Annotated in this window: 20 protein-coding genes; 6 read left to right on the top strand and 14 right to left on the bottom strand. The window is 62.9% G+C overall.

The genetic code is table 11. From position 1 onward, the window contains the following. The first annotated feature begins 58 nt into the window (after positions 1-58). Positions 59-2,410, top strand: coding sequence for an FdhF/YdeP family oxidoreductase (locus tag HWY05_RS23050; protein WP_176059763.1), 2,352 nt, complete (start codon positions 59-61; stop codon positions 2,408-2,410). A gap of 31 nt (positions 2,411-2,441) precedes the next feature. Here HWY05_RS23050 and HWY05_RS23045 read toward each other — a convergent pair whose 3' ends face one another. The 3 genes from HWY05_RS23045 to norR form a co-directional block, all read right to left on the bottom strand. Further along, positions 2,442-2,960: a M48 family metallopeptidase gene (locus HWY05_RS23045; RefSeq protein ID WP_176059762.1), complete on the bottom strand. Its 519-nt coding sequence runs from the start codon at positions 2,958-2,960 to the stop codon at positions 2,442-2,444. 13 nt (positions 2,961-2,973) lie between these two features. Beyond that, positions 2,974-3,603 carry a hypothetical protein gene (locus tag HWY05_RS23040; RefSeq protein ID WP_035546580.1) on the bottom strand — a complete coding sequence of 210 codons (630 nt, stop codon included), beginning with the start codon at positions 3,601-3,603 and terminating at the stop codon, positions 2,974-2,976. A gap of 161 nt (positions 3,604-3,764) precedes the next feature. Beyond that, positions 3,765-5,360, bottom strand: a complete 1,596-nt coding sequence (gene norR / locus HWY05_RS23035) for a nitric oxide reductase transcriptional regulator NorR (protein ID WP_176059761.1) — start codon at positions 5,358-5,360, stop codon at positions 3,765-3,767. A gap of 112 nt (positions 5,361-5,472) precedes the next feature. Here norR and hmpA point away from each other — a divergent pair, with 112 nt between their 5' ends. The 4 genes from hmpA to HWY05_RS23015 all read left to right on the top strand — a co-directional run bounded on the left by hmpA (position 5,473) and on the right by HWY05_RS23015 (position 8,757). Further along, positions 5,473-6,654 carry an NO-inducible flavohemoprotein gene (gene hmpA, locus HWY05_RS23030; RefSeq protein ID WP_176059760.1) on the top strand — a complete coding sequence of 394 codons (1,182 nt, stop codon included), beginning with the start codon at positions 5,473-5,475 and terminating at the stop codon, positions 6,652-6,654. Between the two features lie 302 nt (positions 6,655-6,956). Continuing rightward, entirely contained in the window at positions 6,957-7,517 is a 561-nt protein-coding gene (locus tag HWY05_RS23025; RefSeq protein WP_176059759.1) for an Rrf2 family transcriptional regulator, read from the top strand. Beyond that, positions 7,514-8,182: an NAD(P)H-dependent oxidoreductase gene (locus tag HWY05_RS23020; RefSeq protein ID WP_176059758.1), complete on the top strand. Its 669-nt coding sequence runs from the start codon at positions 7,514-7,516 to the stop codon at positions 8,180-8,182. The genes HWY05_RS23025 and HWY05_RS23020 overlap by 4 nt, the downstream gene beginning before the upstream one ends. A 113-nt stretch (positions 8,183-8,295) precedes the next feature. Further along, on the top strand, positions 8,296-8,757 hold the full coding sequence (locus HWY05_RS23015) for a cupin domain-containing protein (protein WP_176059757.1): 462 nt from the start codon (positions 8,296-8,298) through the stop codon (positions 8,755-8,757). A 104-nt stretch (positions 8,758-8,861) separates the two neighbouring features. Here HWY05_RS23015 and HWY05_RS23010 read toward each other — a convergent pair whose 3' ends face one another. The 7 genes from HWY05_RS23010 to HWY05_RS22980 form a co-directional block, all read right to left on the bottom strand. Beyond that, positions 8,862-9,257, bottom strand: a complete 396-nt coding sequence (locus HWY05_RS23010) for a hypothetical protein (protein ID WP_244146680.1) — start codon at positions 9,255-9,257, stop codon at positions 8,862-8,864. Between the two features lie 419 nt (positions 9,258-9,676). After that, positions 9,677-11,320, bottom strand: a complete 1,644-nt coding sequence (locus HWY05_RS23005; RefSeq protein WP_176059755.1) for a serine hydrolase — start codon at positions 11,318-11,320, stop codon at positions 9,677-9,679. Positions 11,321-11,643: 323 nt separating this feature from the next. Further along, positions 11,644-13,062, bottom strand: a complete 1,419-nt coding sequence (gene aspA, locus HWY05_RS23000) for an aspartate ammonia-lyase (protein WP_176059754.1) — start codon at positions 13,060-13,062, stop codon at positions 11,644-11,646. A 98-nt stretch (positions 13,063-13,160) separates the two neighbouring features. Then, positions 13,161-14,651, bottom strand: a complete 1,491-nt coding sequence (locus tag HWY05_RS22995) for an amino acid racemase (RefSeq protein ID WP_176059753.1) — start codon at positions 14,649-14,651, stop codon at positions 13,161-13,163. After that, on the bottom strand, positions 14,648-15,943 hold the full coding sequence (locus HWY05_RS22990) for a dicarboxylate/amino acid:cation symporter (RefSeq protein WP_176059752.1): 1,296 nt from the start codon (positions 15,941-15,943) through the stop codon (positions 14,648-14,650). The genes HWY05_RS22995 and HWY05_RS22990 overlap by 4 nt, the downstream gene beginning before the upstream one ends. 178 nt (positions 15,944-16,121) lie before the next feature. Beyond that, positions 16,122-17,033 (bottom strand): LysR substrate-binding domain-containing protein, encoded by a 912-nt coding sequence (locus tag HWY05_RS22985; protein ID WP_176059751.1) that lies wholly within the window; start codon positions 17,031-17,033, stop codon positions 16,122-16,124. Between the two features lie 184 nt (positions 17,034-17,217). Next, positions 17,218-18,369 carry a serine hydrolase domain-containing protein gene (locus HWY05_RS22980; RefSeq protein WP_176059750.1) on the bottom strand — a complete coding sequence of 384 codons (1,152 nt, stop codon included), beginning with the start codon at positions 18,367-18,369 and terminating at the stop codon, positions 17,218-17,220. A gap of 170 nt (positions 18,370-18,539) precedes the next feature. Between HWY05_RS22980 and HWY05_RS22975 the strand changes: the two genes are divergently transcribed. Next, positions 18,540-19,967: an alpha/beta fold hydrolase gene (locus tag HWY05_RS22975; protein ID WP_176059749.1), complete on the top strand. Its 1,428-nt coding sequence runs from the start codon at positions 18,540-18,542 to the stop codon at positions 19,965-19,967. Positions 19,968-20,092: 125 nt separating this feature from the next. Here HWY05_RS22975 and HWY05_RS22970 read toward each other — a convergent pair whose 3' ends face one another. The 4 genes from HWY05_RS22970 to HWY05_RS22955 all read right to left on the bottom strand — a co-directional run bounded on the left by HWY05_RS22970 (position 20,093) and on the right by HWY05_RS22955 (position 23,760). Then, on the bottom strand, positions 20,093-20,923 hold the full coding sequence (locus tag HWY05_RS22970) for a hypothetical protein (RefSeq protein ID WP_176059748.1): 831 nt from the start codon (positions 20,921-20,923) through the stop codon (positions 20,093-20,095). 178 nt (positions 20,924-21,101) lie between these two features. Next, positions 21,102-21,533: a hypothetical protein gene (locus tag HWY05_RS22965; RefSeq protein ID WP_176059747.1), complete on the bottom strand. Its 432-nt coding sequence runs from the start codon at positions 21,531-21,533 to the stop codon at positions 21,102-21,104. Continuing rightward, entirely contained in the window at positions 21,530-22,777 is a 1,248-nt protein-coding gene (locus tag HWY05_RS22960) for a cupin-like domain-containing protein (RefSeq protein WP_176059746.1), read from the bottom strand. The genes HWY05_RS22965 and HWY05_RS22960 overlap by 4 nt, the downstream gene beginning before the upstream one ends. Continuing rightward, positions 22,771-23,760 (bottom strand): TylF/MycF/NovP-related O-methyltransferase, encoded by a 990-nt coding sequence (locus tag HWY05_RS22955; protein WP_208459105.1) that lies wholly within the window; start codon positions 23,758-23,760, stop codon positions 22,771-22,773. Before HWY05_RS22955 ends, HWY05_RS22960 begins: the two co-directional genes overlap by 7 nt. Positions 23,761-24,103: the final 343 nt, after the last annotated feature.

The following is a 24,103-nucleotide window of genomic DNA, read 5'->3' as shown; positions in this document are numbered from 1 at the left end:
CAGTAGGCTCACGGTATCGGCTTAAAAGCCATGTCGAGGCCCATCCGGCGGCAAGATCATGAAGAAACCCGAAGCTCGCATCGAACCCTACACGCACCCCGCCGCCGGCTGGGGCGCGCTGAAATACGTCGCCATCAACCTGCTCAAGGAAAAGGTCGCGGGCGGCAACTACCGCACGCTGCTCAAGCAGAATCAGCCGAACGGCTTCGACTGCCCGGGCTGCGCATGGCCGGACCGCGAGCACGCGTCCACCTTCGAGTTCTGCGAGAACGGCGTGAAGGCGGTCGCCGCCGAGGCGACCAGCAAACGCGTCACGCCCGCGTTCTTCGAAGAACACACGGTCGAAGCGCTGATGGCGCAGTCCGATTTCGAACTCGAACAGCACGGCCGCCTGACCGATCCGCTCGTCTACGACGCGCTGCGCGACCGTTACGTGCCGATCGGCTGGGACGAAGCATTCGACCTGATCGCGCGCCATCTGAACGCGCTCGACCATCCCGACGACGCCGCCTTCTACACCTCCGGCCGCGCCAGCAACGAAGCCGCCTTCCTCTACCAGTTGTTCGTGCGCATGTACGGCACGAACAACTTCCCCGACTGTTCGAACATGTGCCACGAAGCGACCAGCCGCGGTTTGCCAGGCACGGTCGGCATCGGCAAGGGCACGGTCACGCTCGACGATTTCGAACACGCCGACACGCTGCTGATCTTCGGCCAGAATCCGGCCACCAACCATCCGCGCATGCTCGGCGAACTGCGCGAATGCGCGAAGCGCGGCGCGACCATCGTGTCGATCAATCCGCTGAAGGAGCGCGGGTTGGAACGCTTCGCGAGCCCGCAGCATCCGGTGGAAATGCTGACCATGGGGAGCACGAAGATCAGCTCCGTGTTCATTCGCCCGAAGGTCGGCGGTGACTTCGCGCTGATCAAGGGCGTGGCCAAACGCGTGATCGAACTCGACGACGAAGCGCAGGCCTCCAGTCTCGAACGCGTGCTGGACCTCGAATTCCTCGCGCAACACACCGTGGGCTTCGACGCGTTCGCCGACGACCTGCGCGCCGAAAACTGGGACACGATCGTCGCCGAAGCCGGTGTGCCGTTCGACGAGGTGCTGAAACTCGCCGACATCTACGTGAAGGGCCGCGCGGTGATTTCGACGTGGGGCATGGGCCTCACGCAACACAAGAATTCGGTGCCGACGATTCAGTTGCTGTCGAACCTGATGATGATGCGCGGCAATATCGGCCGGCGCGGCGCGGGTCTGTGCCCGGTGCGCGGCCACTCGAACGTGCAGGGCGACCGCACGGTCGGCATTGAAGAACGGCCGACCCAGGCGTTTCTCGACCGGCTCGGCGAGGTCTACGATTTCGAGCCGCCGCGCGAGCACGGACTCGACGTGGTCAACACGATTCAGGCGATGCTCGACGGTAAGGTGAAGGTGTTCATCGGCCTCGGCGGCAACTTCTCGATCGCGACGCCCGACACGCCGCGTACGTGGGACGCGATGCGTTCCTGCGCACTGACCGTACACATCACCACCAAGCTGAACCGCAGCCATCTTATTCACGGCCGCGACGCGCTGATTCTGCCGACCCTCGGGCGCACCGAGATCGATCTGCAGAATGGCGTGGCGCAAGGCGTGAGCGTCGAAGACTCGATGAGCATGGTGCACATCTCGTACGGTATGAACAAACCGGCGTCGGAGAATCTGCTGTCGGAGATCGCGATCGTCGCGCGTATGGCGAAGGCCACGCTCGGCAGCGACAAAGTGGACTGGCTCGCGCAGACGGCGGATTACTCGCTGATCCGCGACGGCATCGCGCAAGTGATCGAAGGCTTTCACGATTACAACGAGCGGCTCAAGACCCCCGGCGGCTTTCACCTCGGTGTCGCGTCACGCGAGCGGATCTGGAAAACGCCGAGCGGCAAGGCGCAGTTTCTGGTGCATGCGATTGCGGTCGACACGCCGATTCACCAGGCGCGCAAGCAATACGGCGAGCGTCTGATGACCTTGATGACGACGCGTTCGCACGACCAGTACAACACGACGATTTACGGCCTCGACGACCGTTATCGCGGCGTCTATGGACAACGGCGCGTGCTGTTCGCCCATAAGGACGATATCGCGATGCTCGGTTTCTCGGTCGGTCAGCGCGTGGATATCACGAGCGTGTGGGCCGACGGCATCGAGCGTCACGCCGACGGTTTCCTGCTGGTGGAGTACGACATTCCGCGCGGTTGCCTCGGCGCTTACTATCCGGAGACGAATCCGCTGGTGCCGCTCTCTTCCGTCGCCGACGGCGCGGGCACGCCGACGTCGAAGTCGATTCCGGTGCTGTTGAAAGCGTCGAAAGTCACTGTGAGTGAAACGGGCGAGTTGCTCGAAACGCACGAGGCCGTGGCGGCCTGAAGCTTAAGGCTTGGAGCTTGCGGGCTAAAACCTAAAGTACCGGGCGCGCGACCTGGCTCTTCGCCAGGTCGCGATGCGTCAGATACAGACGCAAATCGAATTCGATCTGGTGGTAACCCGGCTGCATGAACTCGCACAAGCGGTAGAAAGCCTTGTTGTGATCGCTTTCCTTCAGATGCGCGAGCTCGTGGACGACGATCATTTTCAGAAACTCCGGCGCCGCCGCCTTGAACAGCGACGCAACGCGGATTTCCTTCTTCGCTTTGAGCTTGCCGCCCTGCACGCGGGAAATGCTGGTGTGCAGCCCGAGCGCGTGACGGACGACGTCGAGCTTGCTGTCGTACGTGACCTTGTCGATCTGCTCCGCGCTGCGCAAATGTTCTCGCTTCAGATCGGCGCAGTACGCATATAAGGCCCGGTCGGTTTGCACGTCGTGCGTGTTCGGATAACGCTCGGCGAGATACGCGCCAAGCTGCTCGTCGGCGATCAGCTTCTTGACCTTCTCCTGCAGCGGCGCCGGATAACCGGTCAGGTATTTCAGATGCGACATGGCAATGCGCGGCTCAGGCGGAGCGAACGTTGTCTTCGCAATCGTCCCAATAGCGGAGCGGGTCGCGGTGGGCGGGGTATTGCGTGTCGAGCCAGTCGGACAGCACCTTCCACTGCGGATGATTCGGGCCGCTGCGCGTGTCCCAGAACGATTCCTTGAGGATGGCGTTGTTACGCGCGCGGTCCCGCACGACGATCCGGCAGTGTTCGTTCAGGTCGTGGAACTCCGCCTTCAGGTAGTAACGCGGCAGGATCAGCAGCGTGGCGCCTTTCACCAGCCGGCCCTCGGCACGCACGATGCCGGCGCCCTTGATACGCAGCACGCCGTCCACCGATTTATCCGCGATCCAGTCGACCGGCAATCTGACCACACACTCGTCTTTCCCCACCTTGATCCAGTCCATCCGCCAGGCGCGCGTGAGCGCGTCTCGCATGGCCGCCGAATCGGCATAGCCGGGCGGCAGTTCCATTTCAGCCGGCAAGGTGATCAGCAAGTCGTCTGCGGGCACGAAACTGGTTGACTTGGAGAACGGGTCGCCGAAAGGGTTCGACGGGCGGCTCGCGGCCGTGGAACCGCTGGCCGGCAGTCCGCCGAAAAGGTCCTCCGCGGCGCGACGCGCACGCTTCGATTTTTCACTGCTCATCTGCTTCTCCGTTGAACGTCCACACGTCTTCATCAGCCGGCTTGCCGGCAATGAATTGCGTTCCCGGCGACAGCCGACGAACCACGCTGGTTAGATCGATGTTTTCCATCCACGAAGTCTAACCTGGGATGCGCGCCCCGCCCGCTTCGCGGCGTGCCGCGCTACTTCAAACCGAGCCGCTTCGCGAGCCGGTTGAGGTTCGCGCGATCGAGGCCAAGCTCACGCGCCGCCGCGGCCCAATTCTGCTCATGCCGTTCCAACGTCTCGACCACGATGCTCCGTTCGAACGCCGTCACCGCGCTGCGAAAATCCTTCTCCACGACGGCCGGCGCGGACGCGGGCACGGCTTCCTGCGGTTCGCCGCCAAGCGCGCCGGAAAAAGCGAAATCGGCCGCGTTCAACGTGAGAATCCGCCGACGTTCGCGATTGCTCGCCAGCGCCTTGAGCGCGCTACGTCCAATCAGATGTTCGAGTTCGCGCACGTTGCCCGGCCAGGGATAACGCAGCAGCGCGGCTTGCGCGTCGGCGGCGAGACGCAGACTCAGCAAGCCGAGCCGCGAGCGGTTTTCTTCGAGGAAAAAGCCCGCCAGCAACAACACGTCCCGGCCGCGTTCACGCAACGGCGGCACACGCAGCGGATAAACACTGAGGCGGTGATAAAAGTCGGCACGAAAGCGGCCCGCCCTCACCTCTTCGGCGAGATCGCGATTCGTCGCGGCGATCAGGCGGACGTCGACGTTGTGTTCGTGATCCGAGCCGATTCGCTGCAACTGGCCGTTTTGCAGCACGCGCAGCAACTTGGCTTGCACGGCGAGCGGCAACTCGCCGACCTCGTCCAGAAACAGCGTGCCGCCATCGGCGAGTTCGAATTTGCCGCGCCGGTCCGACGACGCGCCGGAAAACGCGCCCCGCACATGCCCGAACAATTCGCTTTCCACCAGCGTATCCGGCAACGCCGCGCAGTTGAGACTGATCATCGGCTTGCCGGCCCGCGACGACAGCGCATGAATCGCGTTCGCCACGAGTTCCTTGCCGACCCCGGTCTCGCCGGTAATCAGCACGGTCAGATCGCTGCCGGCCACCACTTCGATTTCTTCGATCAGATGCTTGTGCGACTCGCTGCTGCCGACCATCTCGCGACGGCTCTGCCCGCTCGCCTGCCGATACGCTTCGGCACGCCGCCGTTCTTCTTCGCCCGTGCGCGCCAGTGTGTCGATTCGCTCCACCACGCTGACGGTCGCCGCCGCGAGGCTCAGGAAGGCCTGCAACGACGCCATGTCGATCGCGTCGAAGCGCGCCGGGTTCAACGCGTCGAGAGTGAGAAGCCCCCACGGGCGGCCGCCGATCAATAGCGGACAGCCCAGGCAATCGTGGACCTCGAGATGCCCCGCCACGCCCTGCACCAGGCCGTCGTAGGGGTCGGGCAAATCGGAGTCGGCGGCGAACCGGGTCGGCTCCGGCCGCGATAGCAATTGCGCGAAGCGGGGATGCTCGCTGACACGAAAGCGCCGCCCGAGCGTATCGCTGCTCAGGCCGTCGATCGCGAGCGGCACCAGCGTGTCGCCTTCAAGGCGCAACAGCGCCGCGGCGTCGCCGGGAAACAGCGTGCGCAGACTGCTCAACAAGCGGCGAAAGCGCTCGCTGTCGGACAGCTCGCGCGACAGATCCTGGATCAGTGGCGTCAGCGCATCCAGCACCACCCGCGCAGTCAATCCGACTGCAGACGGAGTCTCTTTGACCAGAGTCGAATCGACCATATTTAAAATTAGCTCATTGATTTGTTTGAATTTTACACCTGGCACGAAACATGGATAGAGAAGGCATCGGCCGAGGTCCGGCCCGTCACCCACTCACCACGAGGACTCTTCCATGCTTTCCCCCGACCATCGCGCCATCGTCAAAGCCACCGTGCCGCTTCTCGAAAGCGGCGGCGAAGCGCTGACCACGCACTTCTACGACCTGCTGATCAACGAGCATCCCGAGGTGCGCCCGCTGTTCAACCAGGCGAATCAGGCCAGCGGCGCGCAGCAACGCGCGCTCGCCAACGGCGTGCTGATGTACGCGCGCCATATCGACAAGCTCGATCAACTCGGCGGCCTCGTCGGACAAATCACCAACAAGCACGTCGCGCTGAATATCCTGCCCGAGCACTATCCGATTGTCGGCCAATGCCTGCTGCGCTCCATCCGCGAAGTGCTCGGCGCGGAGATCGCCACCGACGCGGTGATCGAAGCCTGGGCCGCCGCGTATCAGCAACTCGCCGATCTGCTGATCGGCATCGAAGAAACGATGTACGCCGACAGAGAGGCGGCGCCCGGCGGCTGGCGCGGTACGCGGCGGTTCCGCGTGGCCCGCAAGGTGCGCGAGAGCGACGAGATCACGTCGTTCCATCTGCGCCCCGACGACGGCGGTGAATTGCTCGCGTTCGAGCCGGGCCAGTACATCGGCGTGCGGCTCGTGATAGACGGCGTCGAAGTGCGCCGCAACTATTCGCTGTCGGCCATGGCCGATGGCCGCGAGTACCGCATCAGCGTGAAGCGCGAGCCGAATGGCAAGGCGTCGAATTACCTGCACGAGCAGATCGCCGAAAACGATACGCTGAACCTGTTCGCGCCGGCCGGCGATTTCAAGCTTCAACCCGGCGACAAACCACTCGTGCTGATTAGCGGCGGCGTCGGCATCACTCCGACGCTGGCGATGCTGCAGGCCGCGCTCGGCAGGGGACGTCCGGTGCATTTCATCCATGCCGCGCGACACGGTGGCGTGCATGCGTTCCGCGACACGATCGATCAACTCGCCGCGCGTCATCCGCAACTGAAGCGCTTCTACTGCTATGAGCAGCGCCGCGCGCAGGACGCCGACGCGCACGGGATCGGCTATCTCGACGAGGCGCGGCTCGATCGCTGGCTGCCCACAACGCGCGACGTCGATGTCTATTTTCTCGGCCCGATCGCCTTCATGAAGGCCATGAAGAAGCATCTCAAGGCGGTCGGCGTGCCCGAGTCGCAAAGCCGTTACGAGTTCTTCGGTCCGGCCACGGCGCTCGAATAATCGAATAATCGAATAACAAGCCGCTTCGCACAAGACCGATTCGGGAGCGAGCCCCCTCGCTCCCGAACTGCGTTAACCCCCACGTCCAAACCCGCGCGCTCTGCGCTGGTCACCTGAAAATCGCCGGAACCGGCTATTTGCCGCAGCCGACGCACCGCCTACTCTGTGCCCTGCCGCGTGAGGCGTACCGAACCGGGCGCCACCACGGCCAAGCAACACTGTGTTCCAGGAACCTGGGGTTGCACCCGAGGCCAAAGTCGATTACATTTCTAACTACGATATCGTGAGTCGGAGTTAAGGAAATGTCACACATCAGCACAGGTGTCGAGTATGGGTTGCATTGCCTGCTCTATCTCAGCGATCCCGCCGCTGGCGTGAGCGACGCCAGCGCGAAAGATCTCGCGGAGCTTCAGGGCGTGCCGGTGGAGTACGTCGCCAAGCTGTTCACCAAGCTCTCGCGGGGCGGCATTGTTGCCGCGACCGAGGGCGTACGGGGTGGTTTCCGGCTGGCGCGGCCGGCGGCCGAGATCAGCGTGCTCGACGTCGTGAATGCAATCGACGGCAACAAGGCGCTGTTCGATTGCCGTGAAATCCGCGCGAATTGCGCGGTGTTCGGCGATAAGCCGCCGGCATGGGCCACGCGCGGCGTGTGTTCGATCCATGCCGTGATGCTGGACGCCGAAAAGCGCATGACCGAATCCCTCGCCGCGCATTCGTTAGCCGATCTGGCAACGCGCACGGTCGAAAAAGCGCCCGCCACCTACGGGCATCAGGTCGTCAAGTGGCTCGGGCACCGCTCGTCCACACGCCGCAGCGAGAGCAGCAATCCTCATCGAAATTCCCATCAAGGAGAGAAGTCATGAAAGTCCTGCACGTCGACGCGAGCGCCAAGCGCGAACGTTCCAACTCGCGCGCGTTGAGCCGCTATTTCATCGAACGCTTGCGCAGTGAAGGCGTGGAGTTCGACATCGATTATCTGGACGTCACGGTCGATACGCCCGCGCACGTCACCGAAGCGTTCGCGATTGCCACCTACACGCCGGAGCACGAGCGCACACCGGCCATGAAGGCAACGTTGGCTGCTTCGGACGCGTTGTGCCAGCGCCTGCTCGATGCCGACGCACTGATTTTCGCCATGCCGATGTACAACTGGTCGATGCCGTCCGCGTTCAAGGCCTATATCGACAACGTCACGCGCACCGGGCTCACGTACGTGAATACCGCGGACGGTCGGATCGAAGGGCAACTCCAGCGGCAGAAAACCATCTTCATCACGAGTCGCGGTGCGGATCTGCGCGCCGCCCCGTTCTCGTCGATGGACGCGCTCACACCGGCATTGAAAGCCGCGTTCGGATTTATCGGCGTAGCGAACCCCACCTTCGTCGATGCGCAGCCGCTGCAGTTCTCGGATCAGCAAGCTCGCATCGAAGCGCTCGAACGCGCGCATCGTGAGCTGGACGCCGTCGCCGCGCAATGGGCGAATGAGCTGTCGCCAGTCGAAGCTGACGAAGCATCGCTGACTGCGTAATCGCAGTCGAATAACTTCCCTTACTGACGTATTGGGCGATTGGTCATCCGAATCGTCGGGAAGCGTGTCGCCGTTAAATCGGTTATTGAAATCATCCAGGCAGGAAATCCGTCATGAATCTCCGATCACTCATCACGGCGACGACGTTCGCCGTTCTCTCGGTCGCCACCGCTTCGCAAATCGTCTACGCCGCGGAAGCCTCGGCCCCCACCGCTGCCACTGCTGCTTCCGCTGCGCCGCGCGAAACCATCGCGCCGGCCTTCGTCGAACCGATCGCCAACGTGCCGGGCAAGACAATGACCGCGTTGATCGTGGACTATGTGCCCGGCGGCAAGACGCCCGCGCATCGGCATGGTCAGGCGTTCGTGGTCGGCTATGTGCTGTCCGGCGCGATCCGCAGCCAGGTCAACGGCGGCGAGACGCACGTTTATCACGCCGGTGAACACTGGACCGAAATGCCGGGCGCCCATCACACCGTGAGCGAGAACGCGAGCGACACCGAACCCGCCAAGCTGCTCGCTATTTTCGTCGCGGACAGCAAGGACAAGGATCTGGTGACGGTGGACAAGAAGTAATCAGGAAGAAGCCATACGGAATATGGCTGCCGGGAGGATTGTCAGCGCGCGCGTGCGCACCGGCAATCACCGGGCGCTGCTGAACAGGCGGCGTTGTTACGCGGTTAGCCTCGCGCCCGGTCGATCGCGGCGAGCGCGACTTCCCGCACCAGATCCGCATAGAGTTCGGCCCACTTGCCGAGCAGACTCGGATCGTTGATCAGAAACAGCGGATGCTCGGCCCATGCACTGACCTGCGGGCCTTTCCACGCCAGCTCGAAGATCCGCATGTCTTCATCGTCGCTAACGCCGATGTCGACCAGTTCGCGAAACGAAGCGAGATTGCTGAGCGTCACCTCCGGGACCTCGAGGCGATGAATCGCGGCCAGCGCGGCGGCCGCGCGCGCTCGCGCGTCGTCGCGGCTGTCGGCGCTCAGAAACACGACGCTATCGTCGCGATCATGGCTGAACACGGCCCGATACAGGGAGGTCTTGCAGAGGTGACTGAGTTCCGTACCCATGGTGGCTCGCGCTCCTGTAAGGATTTTGTTATCTGGAGCCGCCAACTGGGCGACGCTTTTTTGCGCGGCGCGTCGCCGCTGCCGATTGCGATATCGGTCGCTGCCCCAGTACACATACACGCCGCATACGGCGAGGCAAGCCAGTGCGAGAACCCCGACTCCCCCAAGTACCGCCAGATCGGTGTACGCCATGTCAGGCTCCCTTGAGTCTCGCGGCCCCTGTACCGGCGTTGCCCTGAATCTTGCGGGCAAACCCGCATAAGAACCGGGAACGCGCGGCGTCGAATAGGTCTGCTCTCATCGTTGGCATGGCCATGATTTTTATGAGCGAGGGGACGTTAAGGCGAGTATCGGACTGGCGTCGCCGATGAGCAATTGAGCACACTTCTCTATTGACCAATCGGTGCGGCTATAGGAGTCTATTGGGCTGGACGGTTTGCCTCGTTCAGCCTGAAGCCACGCCAATCCACCCCGGCTTGATGCAGGATCAGATTGCACACCGTGCCGTCGCCGTCGAGTTCGAATGTAATGGCGGCGATATTTCGACCTACCAGCTCGAATCGGCGCATGCCGCGATAAACGGTGGCCAGCTTTTCCTGACCGGTGGCCTGAACATGGATCTGCCCTGCCTCGCAGGTCACTTCAATGTCCATATACGCGCTGAGTCGATACCATCCGGCATATTGGGCGAAGTTCTCCGTTTCCGCCCCGGCATGGTCGGCGCTCTGCAGGGGCGCCTGTTCGATCTGCCGGGCAAACGCTTCTTCTACCCGATGAGCCACGAAGTCGCAGCCGCGCTCGCGGTCTAGCAGCGCGACAATGCCGCCTTCGTCGGCGCGCTGGAAATCGATCTGCATGTCCCGAACCTGGCAGAAGAAGCTATCGGCGCCGGCGTACGCCAGCCGCAACGACTCCTGTCCGCGAGCGTGAATGTTCAGCGCGCCCGCTTCGATCGTCACCCGCACAAAGTACTTCGGTCCCAGTCGATAGCAGCCCGTGTACGCCTCCAGCAGCGGCGAATCGATCGGTACGCTTGCGCGCGGTTCATGGCGTCCGAAATGCAGGTTCGCCAGGCGCTCCGCGATTGCGGGAATAATGGCATGTTGAAGATTCGACAGAACGACGACCGTCAGTTCGTCGTCCAGGTAGCGGTCCAGCGCGCACACGAAGCCGTTGATTCCTCCGCCGTGATGATGCAGACGACGGTCGGATCGATTGACAATGAACCAGCCGTAACCGTACCCGTGGCCATGATCGCGCAGCATCTCGTCCAGCGAGGCCGCGCTGATGACGTTGCCGTTTGAAAGTGCCTCGGTCCAGCGCAGAAGATCGTCGGCCGTCGAATAAAGGCCACCTGCGGCGTATGGGACGCTCATCGCGGAGTACAGCGCGTTGATCCACTTTCCGCCGTGGCGCTCATATCCCGCCGCCCGCCGCGGAAGAATTGCGCGAGTCTCGTCATAGCCCGTATTGCTCATACCGAGTGGATCGAAGATTTCACTCCGCAGAAATGCGGAGTAAGTCTGGCCGCTGAGCTTTTCGACGATCAGGCCGAGTAGTGCATAGCCGCTATTGCAATAGGAGAAACGCTCGCCGGGTGTGAATTCCAGGGGCAAGTCACGCACCAGATCGAGAATCTGCTCGGGCGTATGGTCAATCCGCCCAATTTTCGAAACGAAGTCCGGAAAACCCGTGTACGAAGGAATGCCCGATGTATGTGTCAGCAACTGATGAATGGTGGCCTCATGCCAACTCTCCGGCGCATTCGCGTAGTGAGTTGAAACCAGATCTGTGACATTGAGTTTGCCGCGCTCGGCAAGCATAACGATGGCCGCCGCCGTGAACTGCTTGGTGATGGAACCGATCCGGAATCGGGTATCCGGCGAGTTGGCGATCATCCATTCTCGATTCGCCAGGCCGAATGCCTCGTGGAAGATCGGCTTGCCACGATGCGCGACCAGAATCAGGCCGGAAAACAGGTTGGCGTCCACGAATGGAGCGACGACAGCGGCGGCTTTAAGGGCGTACGCGTTGGAAGGGTTTTCGGCAGCCACTGACGACATCTATTTGCTCCTGATGGAAGCACGCAGCGTTTATGGGTAGGTGTCGGATGATCGCATGACATGCCGCGAACGCATTGGATCACGCTGAATCGTCATCGCGTCTTTGCGGTTCTGCTTGGCGCCCCCACGGCGAAACAACGCATTTCGGGCGCAAATACGTTGCTCGAATACGGCTTTGGGTCTTTCAGAGACAATCCCGCTGAGGGTGTGCGTCACCAGATAACGACGCAGCCATTGCAAGCCGATGCGACCGTCTCGCACCGGACCTGAAGTCAAAAGATAACCGGCGGCGTCACAGCCGCAGCCGCCGGTCAATCCACCGCTTACGACACCGCCCCCACCTTCCTCGGCTGCGTCAACATCGCAGGCTGCAAAATCTCATCGAGTTGCGCCTGACTCAACAGCCCTTTCTCGACCACGATCTCCGCCACGCTGCGACCGGAAGCGAGCGCTTCCTGCGCGACTTCCGTCGCATGCGTATAGCCGATGTACGGGTTGAGCGCGGTCACGATTCCAATCGAGTTCTCAACGATGGCACGCAACCGGTCGCGATTGGCGGTGATCCCGTCGACACATCGGGACGCCAGCGTCAAGCACCCCGCCCGCAGATGGGCCACGCTTTTAAAAAGACTGTGCGCGATGATCGGTTCGAACGCGTTGAGCTGAAGCTGCCCGGCCTCCGCCGCAAAACTCACGGTCACGTCGTTGCCGATCACCTCGAACGCGATCTGATTGACCACTTCCGGAATCACCGGATTGACCTTGCCCGGCATGATGCTGGAGCCCGCCTGCACCGGCGGCAGATTGATTTCCCCCAACCCCGCGCGCGGACCGCTCGACAGAAGCCGCAGATCATTGCAGGTCTTCGACAGCTTCACGGCAACCCGCTTCAGCACGCCGGACAATTGCACGAACGAACCGACGTCCTGAGTCGCCTCCACCAGATTCGGCGACGTGGTGAGCTCAATGCCCGTCACGCTGCTCAAATGAGTACAGACGAGCCCCGCGTACTGCGGGTGGGTATTGATGCCCGTACCAATCGCCGTCGCGCCCAGGTTGATCTCGCAGATCAGTTTCGAGGCTTCCCTGAGGCGTTCCTCGTCTTCACCGAGCATCACGGCGAAGGTGCTGAACTCCTGCCCTAACGTCATCGGCACGGCGTCCTGCAATTGCGTCCGCCCCATCTTCAGATCGCTTCTGAACTCTTCCGCCTTGCGTTCGAACGACGCCCGCAGCACGCCCATCGCGTCGATCAATTGCATGATGCCCGCATAGGTGGCGATCTTCAGCGCCGTGGGGTACACGTCGTTGGTGCTTTGACCGAGGTTGACGTCCTCATTGGGATGAAGAACGCCGTACTCGCCTCGCTGATGCCCGAGGTGCTCAAGCGCGAGATTGGCGATGACTTCATTGGCGTTCATGTTGGTGGACGTACCCGCGCCGCCCTGAATGACGTCCACCACAAAGTGCTCATGCGCAACCCCGGAGCGGACCTGTCTGCACGCTTGAACGATGGCCGACATCTTGAGCTCGCTGAGCAGTCCGAGATCGTAATTCGCCAGCGCGGCCGCTTCCTTGACGCTCGCCAGCGCATTGATGAGATTCGGATACACCGAAATAGGAATACCGGTGATCGGGAAGTTCTCCAATGCGCGCGACGTGTGCACACCGTAATAGGCCGACGCGGGCACGGCGAGGTCGCCGAGAAGATCGTGTTCGATACGTTCGTTGGCTGTGAGCATGAATTCCTCGATAGTTGGACATGACAGGCGTAGTGCGTCGCCCGGCGCTCGTGCAGGTCACGAGGCCGGGAGAAGAGGTGAAGAGGTGTTGAGGTCGATTAGACGCAGAGTGTTTCCGCTGTAACGGCAGCGCCGGTGGCAGCGGCCGTGGCGTACGCAACGCATTGCCGCGCAAGCACGTCGGTGGGATCCACAAGGTGGACCGACTTGCCATTCGTCGCCACGTAATCCGATTGTGGAAGCAGAAGCGGCAATTCGGTGCAACCGAGAATGACAACTTCTACGCCTTGCGCGATGAGTCCATCGATCGCGGCGGCGATATCGAGCTGGCACTGTCCACTAGTGAAGCCCGCCTTCACGCCCTCTTCGCCGTAAATGGCATCCATCACGCGAGCCTGCAAAGCCGGGCCCGGCAGGACCTGCTGCAAGCCTTGCGACATCAGCGCCTTTTCATAGACGCCGCTTTCCACGGTCCCCGAGGTCGCCAGCACGCCGACCGAACGCAACGACGGAAAGTGCTCGCGCAGATAGCGGACCGTCACCGTCAGCATGTTCACGATCGGTATGCTGAGATAAGGCTGGATACGTTCGACGAACGCATGCGCGGTGTTACACGGAATCGCGATGAGATCCGCGTCGCCCGCTTCGAGCTTCTTGCAGGTCGCGTAAAGGGAGATGGTCGGATCGGGACCATCGCCAATCAGACTCTCCGTGCGATCCGGAATCTGCGGGTTCTGTTCGACCAGTAGTTTGATGTGATCCTGATCCCGTTTGGCGGGCGTATTGCGCACGATCTTGTGAATGAAGTCCACCGTCGCCGCCGGACCCACGCCGCCCACCACGCCCACCTTGAACAAGGTTTCCGGCGACGAGTACTGCCCCGACACCACGTACTGCGCGTACGCCAGATTCGAATCGAGCAGCGGCACCGGCAACGACCCGATCTCTCCGGCAACCAGTGCGATTTCCGTCAGCCCCGGAACGATGATCGTCGCGCCCTGCGCGATCAGGTCCTCGCATGCTTCGCGTAACAGCGTCGCCGGCCGGCCATTCAGGTTCCCGCTCTTCACCCCCTCCGCGCCGTACACCGCCTCGGTGACGAGATCCAGGCCGTTCCGCGGGCGCGGATAGACCACCTCGAATTCGGGCGACGCAAAATACCGCTCGAACAGCCCTTTGCGACGCGTGTAGTCCGAGGCAAGCACGCCGATGCGACGCACCGACGGAAAGCGCCGTCGAACGTGACTCCGTACGGCCTCGACCATATCGACGATCTGCAGCGGCGAGTTGGCCCGCAGTTCATCGATAAAGGTGTGACTGAGAAAGCAAGGCAGCACGACCGTCGTCACGCCCTGCTTCTCGAAACGGCTGATCAGATCGAAGATGTACAGCTTGCGCTCCGTCGTCGCCTCCGTTCCCGCACCGGAGGTTCGGAACGGGTGCTGCTCGAAGACCACGTCGAAGTGTTCGGCGTCGCTCGTGGCGGGCGTCGATTTGACGAGTTTGAAAAATACATCCGCGCTGGCGAGCGGTCCGAGTCCGCCCACCACGCCAAACTTACGCGCGCTCTTTACCAGCCCTTCGGTCATTTCGTCTCGCCTTGCAATTGCACGAAAGCCGGTTCATCCGCAACAGTCACCGTCCCCCGCTTGAGCGCGCGTTTGTTTTCCCACTTCGCAATCACCGCCGTCGCGATACTGTTGCCGATCACGTTGGTGGCGGTTCGGCCCATATCGAGGATCTGGTCGATCGCGAGGATCAGCACGACACCGGAAGGCGGCAGGTGGAACATCGGCGCCACCGCCGCGACAACCACCACGGAACCGCGCGCCACGCCCGCCATGCCCTTGCTGCTCACCATCAGCACCAGCAGCATCATGATCTGCGTGCCCAGCGGCATATCCATGCCGAAAGCCTGCGCGATGAAAATCGCCGCGAACGCCTGGTACATCATCGAACCGTCGAGATTGAACGCGTAGCCGAGCGGCAGCGTGAAGCCGACCACCTTCTTATCGACGCCGAATTCCTCCAGCTTTTCCGTCAGCCGCGGGTACGCCGCTTCGCTACTCGCGGTCGAGAACGCGAGCATGGCGGGTTCGCGAATCGCCTTCAGCAACGCCCAGATCTGCTTGCCGAGAAAGACATAGCCGACCGCCACGAGCAGCGTCCACAGCAGGACGAGGCCCACGTAGAAGCTGCCGATCAGCTTGCCGTAAGTCGTCAACACATCCAGCCCATGCACGGTGATCGCCGAGGCCAGCGCGCCGAACACGCCGATCGGCGCGAGGCGCATCACGTAGTCGGTCAGCTTCAGCATGGCGGGCACGAGCGCGTCGACGCCGGCCACCAGCGGCGCGACACGCGGGTCGCTCTTGATCACGCTCAGCACCACGCCGAACAGCACGGAGAACACGAGGATCTGCAGAATGTCGTTGCGCGCCATCGCGTCGATGATGCTGGTCGGAAACGCGTGAGTAACGAAATCCTTGAAGTTCAGACCGGCGGTATTCAGCCCGGTGCTGACGTCGGCGCTGGTCTGCACCAGATTGAGCCCCGCGCCGGGTTGAAAGACATTCGCCAGCACCAGACCGAGCGCGAGCGACAACAGCGACGCGCACAGGAACCATCCCACCGAGCGGAAGCCGATGCGGCGCACGTCGCTGGTTCCCGCCATGCCCGCGAGTCCGGAGACGAGCGTCGCGAACACCAGCGGCGCGATGATCATCTTCACGAGCCGAAGAAAGATGTCGGTGATGATTGAGAAGTAGCCGGCAACGGCCTTTGCTTCGTCGGCATTCGCCACCGAGCGGTGACAGATGTACCCGACGACAACGCCGAGCACCATGCCGACAAAGATGTAGAGAGTGAGGCGATTCTTCATGTGAATCCGTCCAGGGGTAGTGCCGGTGAGCGAGTCGCACACCACGCGCAGGAAAGGCAGAAACCGCGCTGTGTTAGCCGGTCTCTGTGTCTGAACGGATATTAGGGAACCTCAAAAAAACGTCGATGCTAGTACTGCATGCGCCTATGCTGATTTCGCATAACCCGTGAAAACCCTATCACGAAGGCTGGCTGGTCGCGCGAATATGCCCCCACAGCGTCTCCAGAAACTCGCTGCGATTCGACGCGTCGCGGTAAACGCGCAGTTCGACTTCGAGATGCCATTCGGCGCGCCCGGCGGGAACCAGCTCGCCGGATTCGAGTTCGGCCGTGATCGAACTTTTCGGCAGCCACGCGAGGCCCTCGCCTTCCATGACGAGTTTCTTCAACACTTCGGCCATGTCCGATTCGTAATGCAGTTGCAGCACCGGCGCCGCGCTTGCGCGACCGAGAAGCAGCGCGAGGCAGCGGCCGAAGTAACTGGTTTCCGTGTACGAGATGAGCGGCAGCGGACGGTTCGCGGTTCCCGGCAAGCGGAATGCGGGCGCGAGGCGCTCGTTGGGCCGGCACACCGGCATGAAGGTATCGACGCCGACCGTCAGATGCTGATAACGCACCGGGTCGAGATGCAGCGGCAACTCGGGATGGTGATACGCAAACATCAGCTCGCAGTTGCCGTTGACGAGCATCAGAATGGAGTCGTGCACGTTGGTCGGAATCACCCGCGCGCGCACCTCGCCGACATGCGCGGTCAGCGCCTTCAGCCAGCCGGGCAGAAAGCTCAGCGCGATGGTGTGGCCGGCTGCAATCTGCAGGCCTTTGCCGGCCATTCTCTGCTCGGTGCGGATAATCGCGCGGGTGTCGAAAAGCTTCTCGAGGATGTCTTCGGCGGCTTCGCGGAACAGACGGCCCGCCGGCGTGAGCGACGGCGGAAAACTGCTCCGGTCGATCAGATCGGCGCCCACCCATTGTTCAAGTGACTGAATGCGCCGGCTGAAGCCGGACTGCGTGACGCTCCGAAATTCCGCTGCCCGGGAGAAGCTTTGATATCGGGCAAGCGCAATGAAGTCTTCGATCCACTTGATTTCCATGTCGGTTCCGCGTGTGTTGCAGTGACAAGCCAGCAGCGCTTCGAGAGAGCCGGGATTCTACGCGCGCGGACAACTTGCCGCGCGCGCCGCGATCCACGGGTCGATCTAATTCTGCGCAGTTCAGCGCCGCTTGTCGTACTTCTTCAGGCGATGGTCGCGCTCGATGCCGCTGTCGGTGCAAACATCACGCCGCCGGTACGGCCGCTCCCACCTGCTGATAGACCGCCGTTTCGAAACCGATCAGCGTCTCGATCACCGGCATGTCGAAGAACGGCAGCAACTGTGTCATCAGCACCGCGCCGATGCCCTTCGCGCGATCGATCCAGTAGAACGAATTGAACACGCCGGCCCAGTCGCCGGTGCCGTTGCTGCGCATGCCCGGCAGATCGGTGAGCGTCAGGTGGAAGCCCAGCCCCCAACTCTGCGGCCACGGCGCGCCGGGCGTGTCGTTCGACAGTTCGGGCATCGTGGATTTCATCAACTCGGGCAACGTGATTTGCCCGATATGGTTTTGCAACGCCATCCGCACGGTCGCCGGTTCGAGGATGCCGGCGCCGTCGTTGAGCCATGCCTGCACGAAGCGGCCGTAGTCCTGCACGGTGCCATACGAGCCATGGCCGGCGGCGTCCCATTCGGAAACGGGCGGAAGATCGATCGTTGCGGGCGCAAGTGTGCCGCTGGCCTGGCGCTGCATCACGCGCAGCAATCTGCCGCGCTGATCCGCGTTCGGTTCGAAGGTCGAGTCGTTCATACCCAGCGGCTCATACACGTGCTGCCTGATGTAGCTGCCCAGACTCTGCCCCGCCAGTTTCTCGACGACGAGCCCGAGCCAGTCGGTGTTGGTGCCGTATTCCCAGACGGTGCCGGGATCGTTGACGAGCGGCGCGGAGAAACTCTGCTTCTGTCCCGACAGCGGGTGAGGCACACCCGTCACCTCGTGATAGCGCATCAGCTTTTCGCTGAGGAAGAAGTAGCCGAGACCGGCGGTGTGCGTCATCAGTTGGCGCACGGTGGCTTTGCTGGCGGGCGCGCGCAACCGCGGCGTGTCGCCGTCGAAACCGTCCAATACCTGCAACTCGCCGAACGCCGGCAGAATCGATTCGACGGTGGCGTCGAGATTCAGCAGCCCCTTCTCCACGAACTGCAGCGCCGCCGTGGTGGCTACGGCCTTCGTCATCGACGCGTTGCGGAACATCGTATGCTCGCTTGCCTCGCCGGCCGCGTGATGAAACAGCGGGCCGTTACGGTCGACGACCACGGCCGCGATGCCGTGAATGCCGCCGGTCGAAACCGCGTTGTCAAGCAACGTCTTGATGGCCGAACCGTCGAATGTCATGGTTGTCTCCTGCGTTCGTGATGGGAAGCCCGTGGACGGAATGGTTTCCGGCACGGGGCGTCCATTTTGCGCCAGGAAGACGAAGGCTGCTGCGAGGGCTACAGAAAACACTGAATCGGCCGTTATCGCAAAGATATCCTTTCGAATAAGCCCCTCGTTTCCCGCGCCCTATGGAGAAAGCAACCACGCATAAAGTTCTGCCGCTTCTGGCATCGCTCGCGTTGCTTGCCCATTCGGGTCTCGCCAACACGGCCGGGACCACGCCCGACTCGCCCAGCGCGCCCCTCAACGAGCGCATCCTGACAGTGCCCATCGACACGTCGCCACCGGTGCGCCTAAAGGTCACCGTGTACATGCCATCGCGCGGCGGCCCTTTCCCGCTCGCGCTCATCAATCACGGTGCGTCGCACGATCCGGCGAACGCGCCGTGCATTGCCGATAACTTCATCCCCTACTACTTTCTCTCGCGCGGCTACGCGGTCGCCATGCCGATGATGCGCGGCTACGCGGGCTCCGAAGGCACCATGCGTCCGCACGGTTGCGATCTCGTGGCGACCGGCATGGACGCAGCGCGCGACATTCGCAAAGTACTCGACTACGTGAAGCAGCAACCGGGCGTGGATGCTTCGCGGATCGTCATGGTCGGCAAAAGCATGGGCGGATGGAACACGCTGGTGTTTGGCGCGCAGAACCCGCCCGATGTAAAAGGACTCGTCAGCTTTGCGGGCGGCCTCAAGGAATCCGATTGCCACGCGCCGGACGCGAGCCTGATCAGCGGCGCCGGCCAGCTCGGCGCTCACACGAAACTGCACTCGATCTGGTTCTTCGGCGACAACGATCAAACCTTCGCCACCTCGACCTGGCGCGACATGTTTCGACAATACACGGCGGCGGGCGCGCCCGCGGAACTCGTCGACTACGGCGTGTTCCAGAAGGATGCGCATGCCATGACGGCGTCGGCGGCGGGCTTGCCTCTGTGGGTAAAGAAAGCCGATGCGTTCCTCACCGGCATCGGCATGCCCGGTCGCGAGGTCAACCCGGAGTACCTGCCGAATCAGGCCTACATGACGAGTGCGTATGCCGATCTCAATGACGTCGGCGCACTGCCCTATCTGGACGCGAAACAACGGGAGACGCTGTATCGCGGTTTTCTGGCGGCGCCGCTGCCGCGTGCGATCGCAATCGGGACGACCGACGCGGTCTGGTCATCGGGCGGGTTCGATGCCGCCGCGAGCGCCATGCAGCACTGTTCTGAACGCACGCACTATTGCCAGTTGTACGCGGTCGACAATAAGGTCGTCTGGCCTCGGCTCGAATCGGAACCGCCGAGCACGCACTTTGCGGCGCTGACAGATGCGTCGGCCGTTCCGTATCTGAATGCTCAAGGACGCAAGGCCTATGGCGCGTTTCTGACGAGTCGCCGGCCACGAGCGTTCGCGATTGCACCCGATGGCGCGTGGGGCGTGGCTTCAGGTTTGGATCCGATGAACGATGCGCTCGTTGCGTGCGCAAACGGTCATAGCGGTTGCCGGCTTTACGCGGTGGATGGGGATGTTGTGTGGGCAGCGAAGACGGCTGGCGGCGCGCTGGGGAAATAAACCCAGCGCACCGAACGCGCGTCGGCGCGTCGAATCGTGAAGCCAACTGGGTGGCACAGGTTTCTATGCCACCAGTCAGTTCCTGAACTTGATCTTGAATGCCGCGCGACGGCGACCGCAAGCAATCACGCAGACAGCGTCTGCGTGTAGTCCGGCATATTGGGCATGTTCATCGACAGATCGAGGTTCATGTCAGGCAGTTTGGACGTGCCATCGGACACCATCTGGTCGAGCCCGCCTTGCGCTGCCCACTGGAAGTTGCCCACGCCGGACTTGCCGTCCGCGCCGGACACGTCGTGCGTTTCGATCTGCTGGTAGACGTCCGGATTCTGCAGCATGTACGACGCCGCCGCGGACACGTCCGACGGCGTGCCGGCGGGGGGATTATTGGCCAACTGGTAGAGCTTGTTGGGATCGAGCGACTTGATCCCGTTCTGGCTCATATAGCTCGACAGCGTGCCCGCCGCGTCTTGCGCGCCCATCATTGCGCCCTGCGTCGACGTTGAATCCATCGAGTCGGTCGTGCTCGACGACGGCTCGCTGTCGAGACCGCCCTGCGCCGCCCACTCGAAATTGCCCACGCCCGAAATGCCGTCCGCGCCGGACACGTCGTGCGTTTCGATCTGCTGATAGACATCCGGATTCTGCAGCATGTACGACGCCGCCGACGACACCTCGGGCGGCGTGCCGGCCGGCGGATTATTCGCGAGCTGATACAGCTTGTTCGGATCGAGCGACGAGATGCCGTTCTGATTCATATAGCTCGCGAGCGTGCCGGCCGCGTCCTGCCCGGTCTGGTTTTGACCGAGCGACGACGAACTCTGCTGCAGCGCCTGATTGATCATCTGATCGACCTGCTGCTCGAGTTGCTTGATATTCTGATCCTCCGACGAGAACGAACTGTCGGTGCTGGGCATGGAGAAGCTGGAAACGGTGTCGTTGGCGATTGCGGTCATGGCGTCCTCTGCAAGGGAAGATCGACCGCCATCGGTGAAGCGGATGCGAAACACACACAGCGGCGGTCCGGGGTCGTCTAATGCTAGGGGGTCGCATCGAGACCATGGCGTGCCATCCGAAAAGCGCGCTGGAAATGCGAAGCGACGATCACGTCGCAACGCGCCGCGCATCTGTGCGTCACTGCACCTGGGCGGCACCGCGCGCGGCCTGGCCTTCGCAATAGGCGAGGTACTTGTCGTAGGCTTGCTGCGGCGGTGTTTTGGCGTAGCGTCCGTACAGACGTTCGACAAAGGTCGCCAGTTCCGCTTCCGCGTAGACCTGTCGTTCGATCGGCATCGCCGCCGCCACCGCTTGCGTCTTGCGCAATTCGTCCTGTTTGCTGATGCCCGCGTCACGGTCCTGCGCGATCAGCTTGGCGTTGTTCGCGCGCATCGCGCAGATCTGCGTCATCGCCGCCGGGGCTTGTGGTTGTGGTTGCACCTGTGTTTGCGCTTGCGCGGTCAGCGGATTCAGCGACGCGGCCGACGCCAGCAGCGCCGCCGCGCACGAGCGGTGGATCCACATCGGAAAGCGCGCGCGACGCGAGCCGCTTCGGGTTGCATCGTTCATCCAGTCCTCGCAGTGTTCGTGAGTTTCGATTGGGAAACCGTATCGTCGCGCAGCATCGCAGCGACGGTGGCATCCGCGGCATCGGCGGCATCGGCGGTGAAGCGGCTGATGGACAGCACATGATCCAGCGCCCACACACAGTGATACCAGCCGGTTGGAATCACCAGCAGGTCGCCCGGTTCCAGCACGAGATCGACGCCTCGCGCCTGGGCAAAACGCGGGAAGCGCGTCAGATCGGGCGACGCCACGTCGACACGGCACGGGCGATACGTGTTGAACGAATCGAACACGTAGAGGGCGGCTTCCTGAGCCGGCGCGTAAAGACGCACGCGTTTGCGGCCGTGAATCTGGGCCAGAAACGAGTTCGCCAGATCGCAGTGCAAACGCGTCACCAGCGCCGCCCCGCTGGCTCGGCCAAACCAGAGCTGACCCGCGCCGAATAGACGAGCCGGCAAGCGTGGCAACGCAAAGCGCGCTTCCCATGCCGGTGGCAGCAGGCAGCCTTCCGTGTAAGTCGCGGCGCCGGGTTCGGCCACGCACTGCTCGGCGATTCTGTCGATGAAGCCGGCCACGGTCTGCGCCGCGCCGCTCGATGGGTCCGGGCGCAGCACCGTCGAGCCTTCATGGCGACGCCAGTCGTCGAGGGTCCACGCGACTTCCGGCCAGTCGATCATATCGCGCAGAACGAGTGGAACCGAGGCGTCGAGCGCGTCGGCAAGCGCTGTGCAGAGGTCGTTGTGATTGCAACCTTGCGTGCTCATCACGCGCACCGTCGCGAGGGCGGCAGGCGCGCGTTGCCTGGCCCGCTCGAGCGCCGCGCGGCCCGCTGTTGAAGGACGCTTGAGCAATTGCAGCCAGTACGCCGCGAGCCGCGCGGAGCCGTCGATTCGCATGCCGCCGAGAGCGAGGGAGGTGGCGCTGCGCGGATCGAAACCGGTTGGGTCGTCGAGCATCGCGCTTAGTAGCGCGTGGTTTAGGGTGATGCGCGCTGCGGCGGGGTATGCGCCGCTAGAGGGGGGCAGAACTGGAACTGGAGTCGCGGTCGCGGTCGGAGTCGGCATCGACGTAGGCGTCGGCGTCGGCATCGACTCAATCGAAGGGCCAAGCAGAAAGCGCCGCGAAACCTCGGCGCAATCGCTGACGATCAGATCGACCGCTAACGCCTGCGGCGGCGCGACATAGTGCTCCGCGAGCCGCGCTTCCAGCAGCGCACTCAACGCCGCGTGCGCGTCACGGCTCACCATGGCTTACGCCAGTAGACCGCTTGCCCGTTGACACGCGTCAACGGCGCATCGATCCCATGCGCGGCGCGATATTCATCGACGGCACGCGCGCAACCGGTCGGCAAGCCATAGTCATCGACGATCACGAAGCCGCCCGGCGACAAACGCGAATACAGAGCGTCGAGCGCCACACGAGTCGACTCGTACCAGTCGCCGTCAAGCCGCATCAGCGCCAGCCGCTCGATCGGGGCAGCGGGCAGCGTGTCGGCGAACCACCCCGGCAGGAAGCGCACGCGGCGGTCGAGCAGTCCGGCTCGGGCGAACGACTCGCGCACGCTGGCCAGATCGCTGCGCAGTCCGCCGACCGCGCCCATCAGGTGATGCCAGATGGCCTCGCGCAGATCGACCGCGGGGTCCGGCGTCGGCAGTCCCGCGAAGGAGTCGGCCACCCACACGCTACGGCCTCGGTCGCCGAACGCGTTCAACGCGGCGCGCAACAGAATCGTCACGCCGCCGCGCCACACGCCGGTTTCGATGAAGTCGCCCGGCACCTGTTCGTCGATCGTCACGCGCGCCAGCTCGACGACGTTGTCGAGCAACACGGAATCGCACATGGTCAGACGGCGCGACGCGTGATGCATGTGATTGAGCGCATCGGCCATGCGCGACGGGTCGACGCCAGCGACCTCGGCCGCCGTGCGATGCAACGGCCCAAGCCAGTCGGCGAAGATGCGATCCGCTTCGGCTAGCCGTTCGCGACAATCGGCGGCGGTGATGAGGGCGTCGGGCGTGGCGGGCGTGTCGGGCGTGGCGGCAGGTGCGGGCGTATCGGTGTGCACGTCGGTGTGCGCCTTGGTATCCGCCGCGCCGCCGATGTAGCGGCGGATCATCGCCAGATAGGGGTACGCCCCGTCTTGGTCCGCGAGCGGCACGAGAGGCATCGGCTCGGCGTCGAGCCACGAGACACGGGGCAAGCCTGGGAAGTTCGAAAGAGTCGATTCCATCGCGGGTTCGGGTGGCGCTCGGGCCGTTGGTCAGAAGAGAGGCGAAACCGTTGGTGTCACGCTACGTTGAGCGTGGCGGCAAGCCCGAGTCAGTATCGACCGCCATCCGAACGCGTTTGGCCGAAGCGCGAACCACTGCATGCTCAGGCGAACCGTTGCGCCTCGCTGTCCCGCTGTCCCGCTCCTTCGCTCCTTCGCTCCTTCGCTCCTTCCCTGTGCAGGTGACTTGCCCGATCCCATCGCGTGCGGTTTTCGATCCAGTCTTTCGTGTCGGCGCCCACGACACCTCACAGGATCAGGTGTGATGCCAGCATCGCTCGCCTTCCCTTTCCGCCGATGACTG

Source organism: Paraburkholderia sp. BCC1876, from assembly GCF_902833695.1.
Classification (GTDB): domain Bacteria; phylum Pseudomonadota; class Gammaproteobacteria; order Burkholderiales; family Burkholderiaceae; genus Paraburkholderia.
This window is presented reverse-complemented; position numbering and strand designations above follow the sequence as displayed.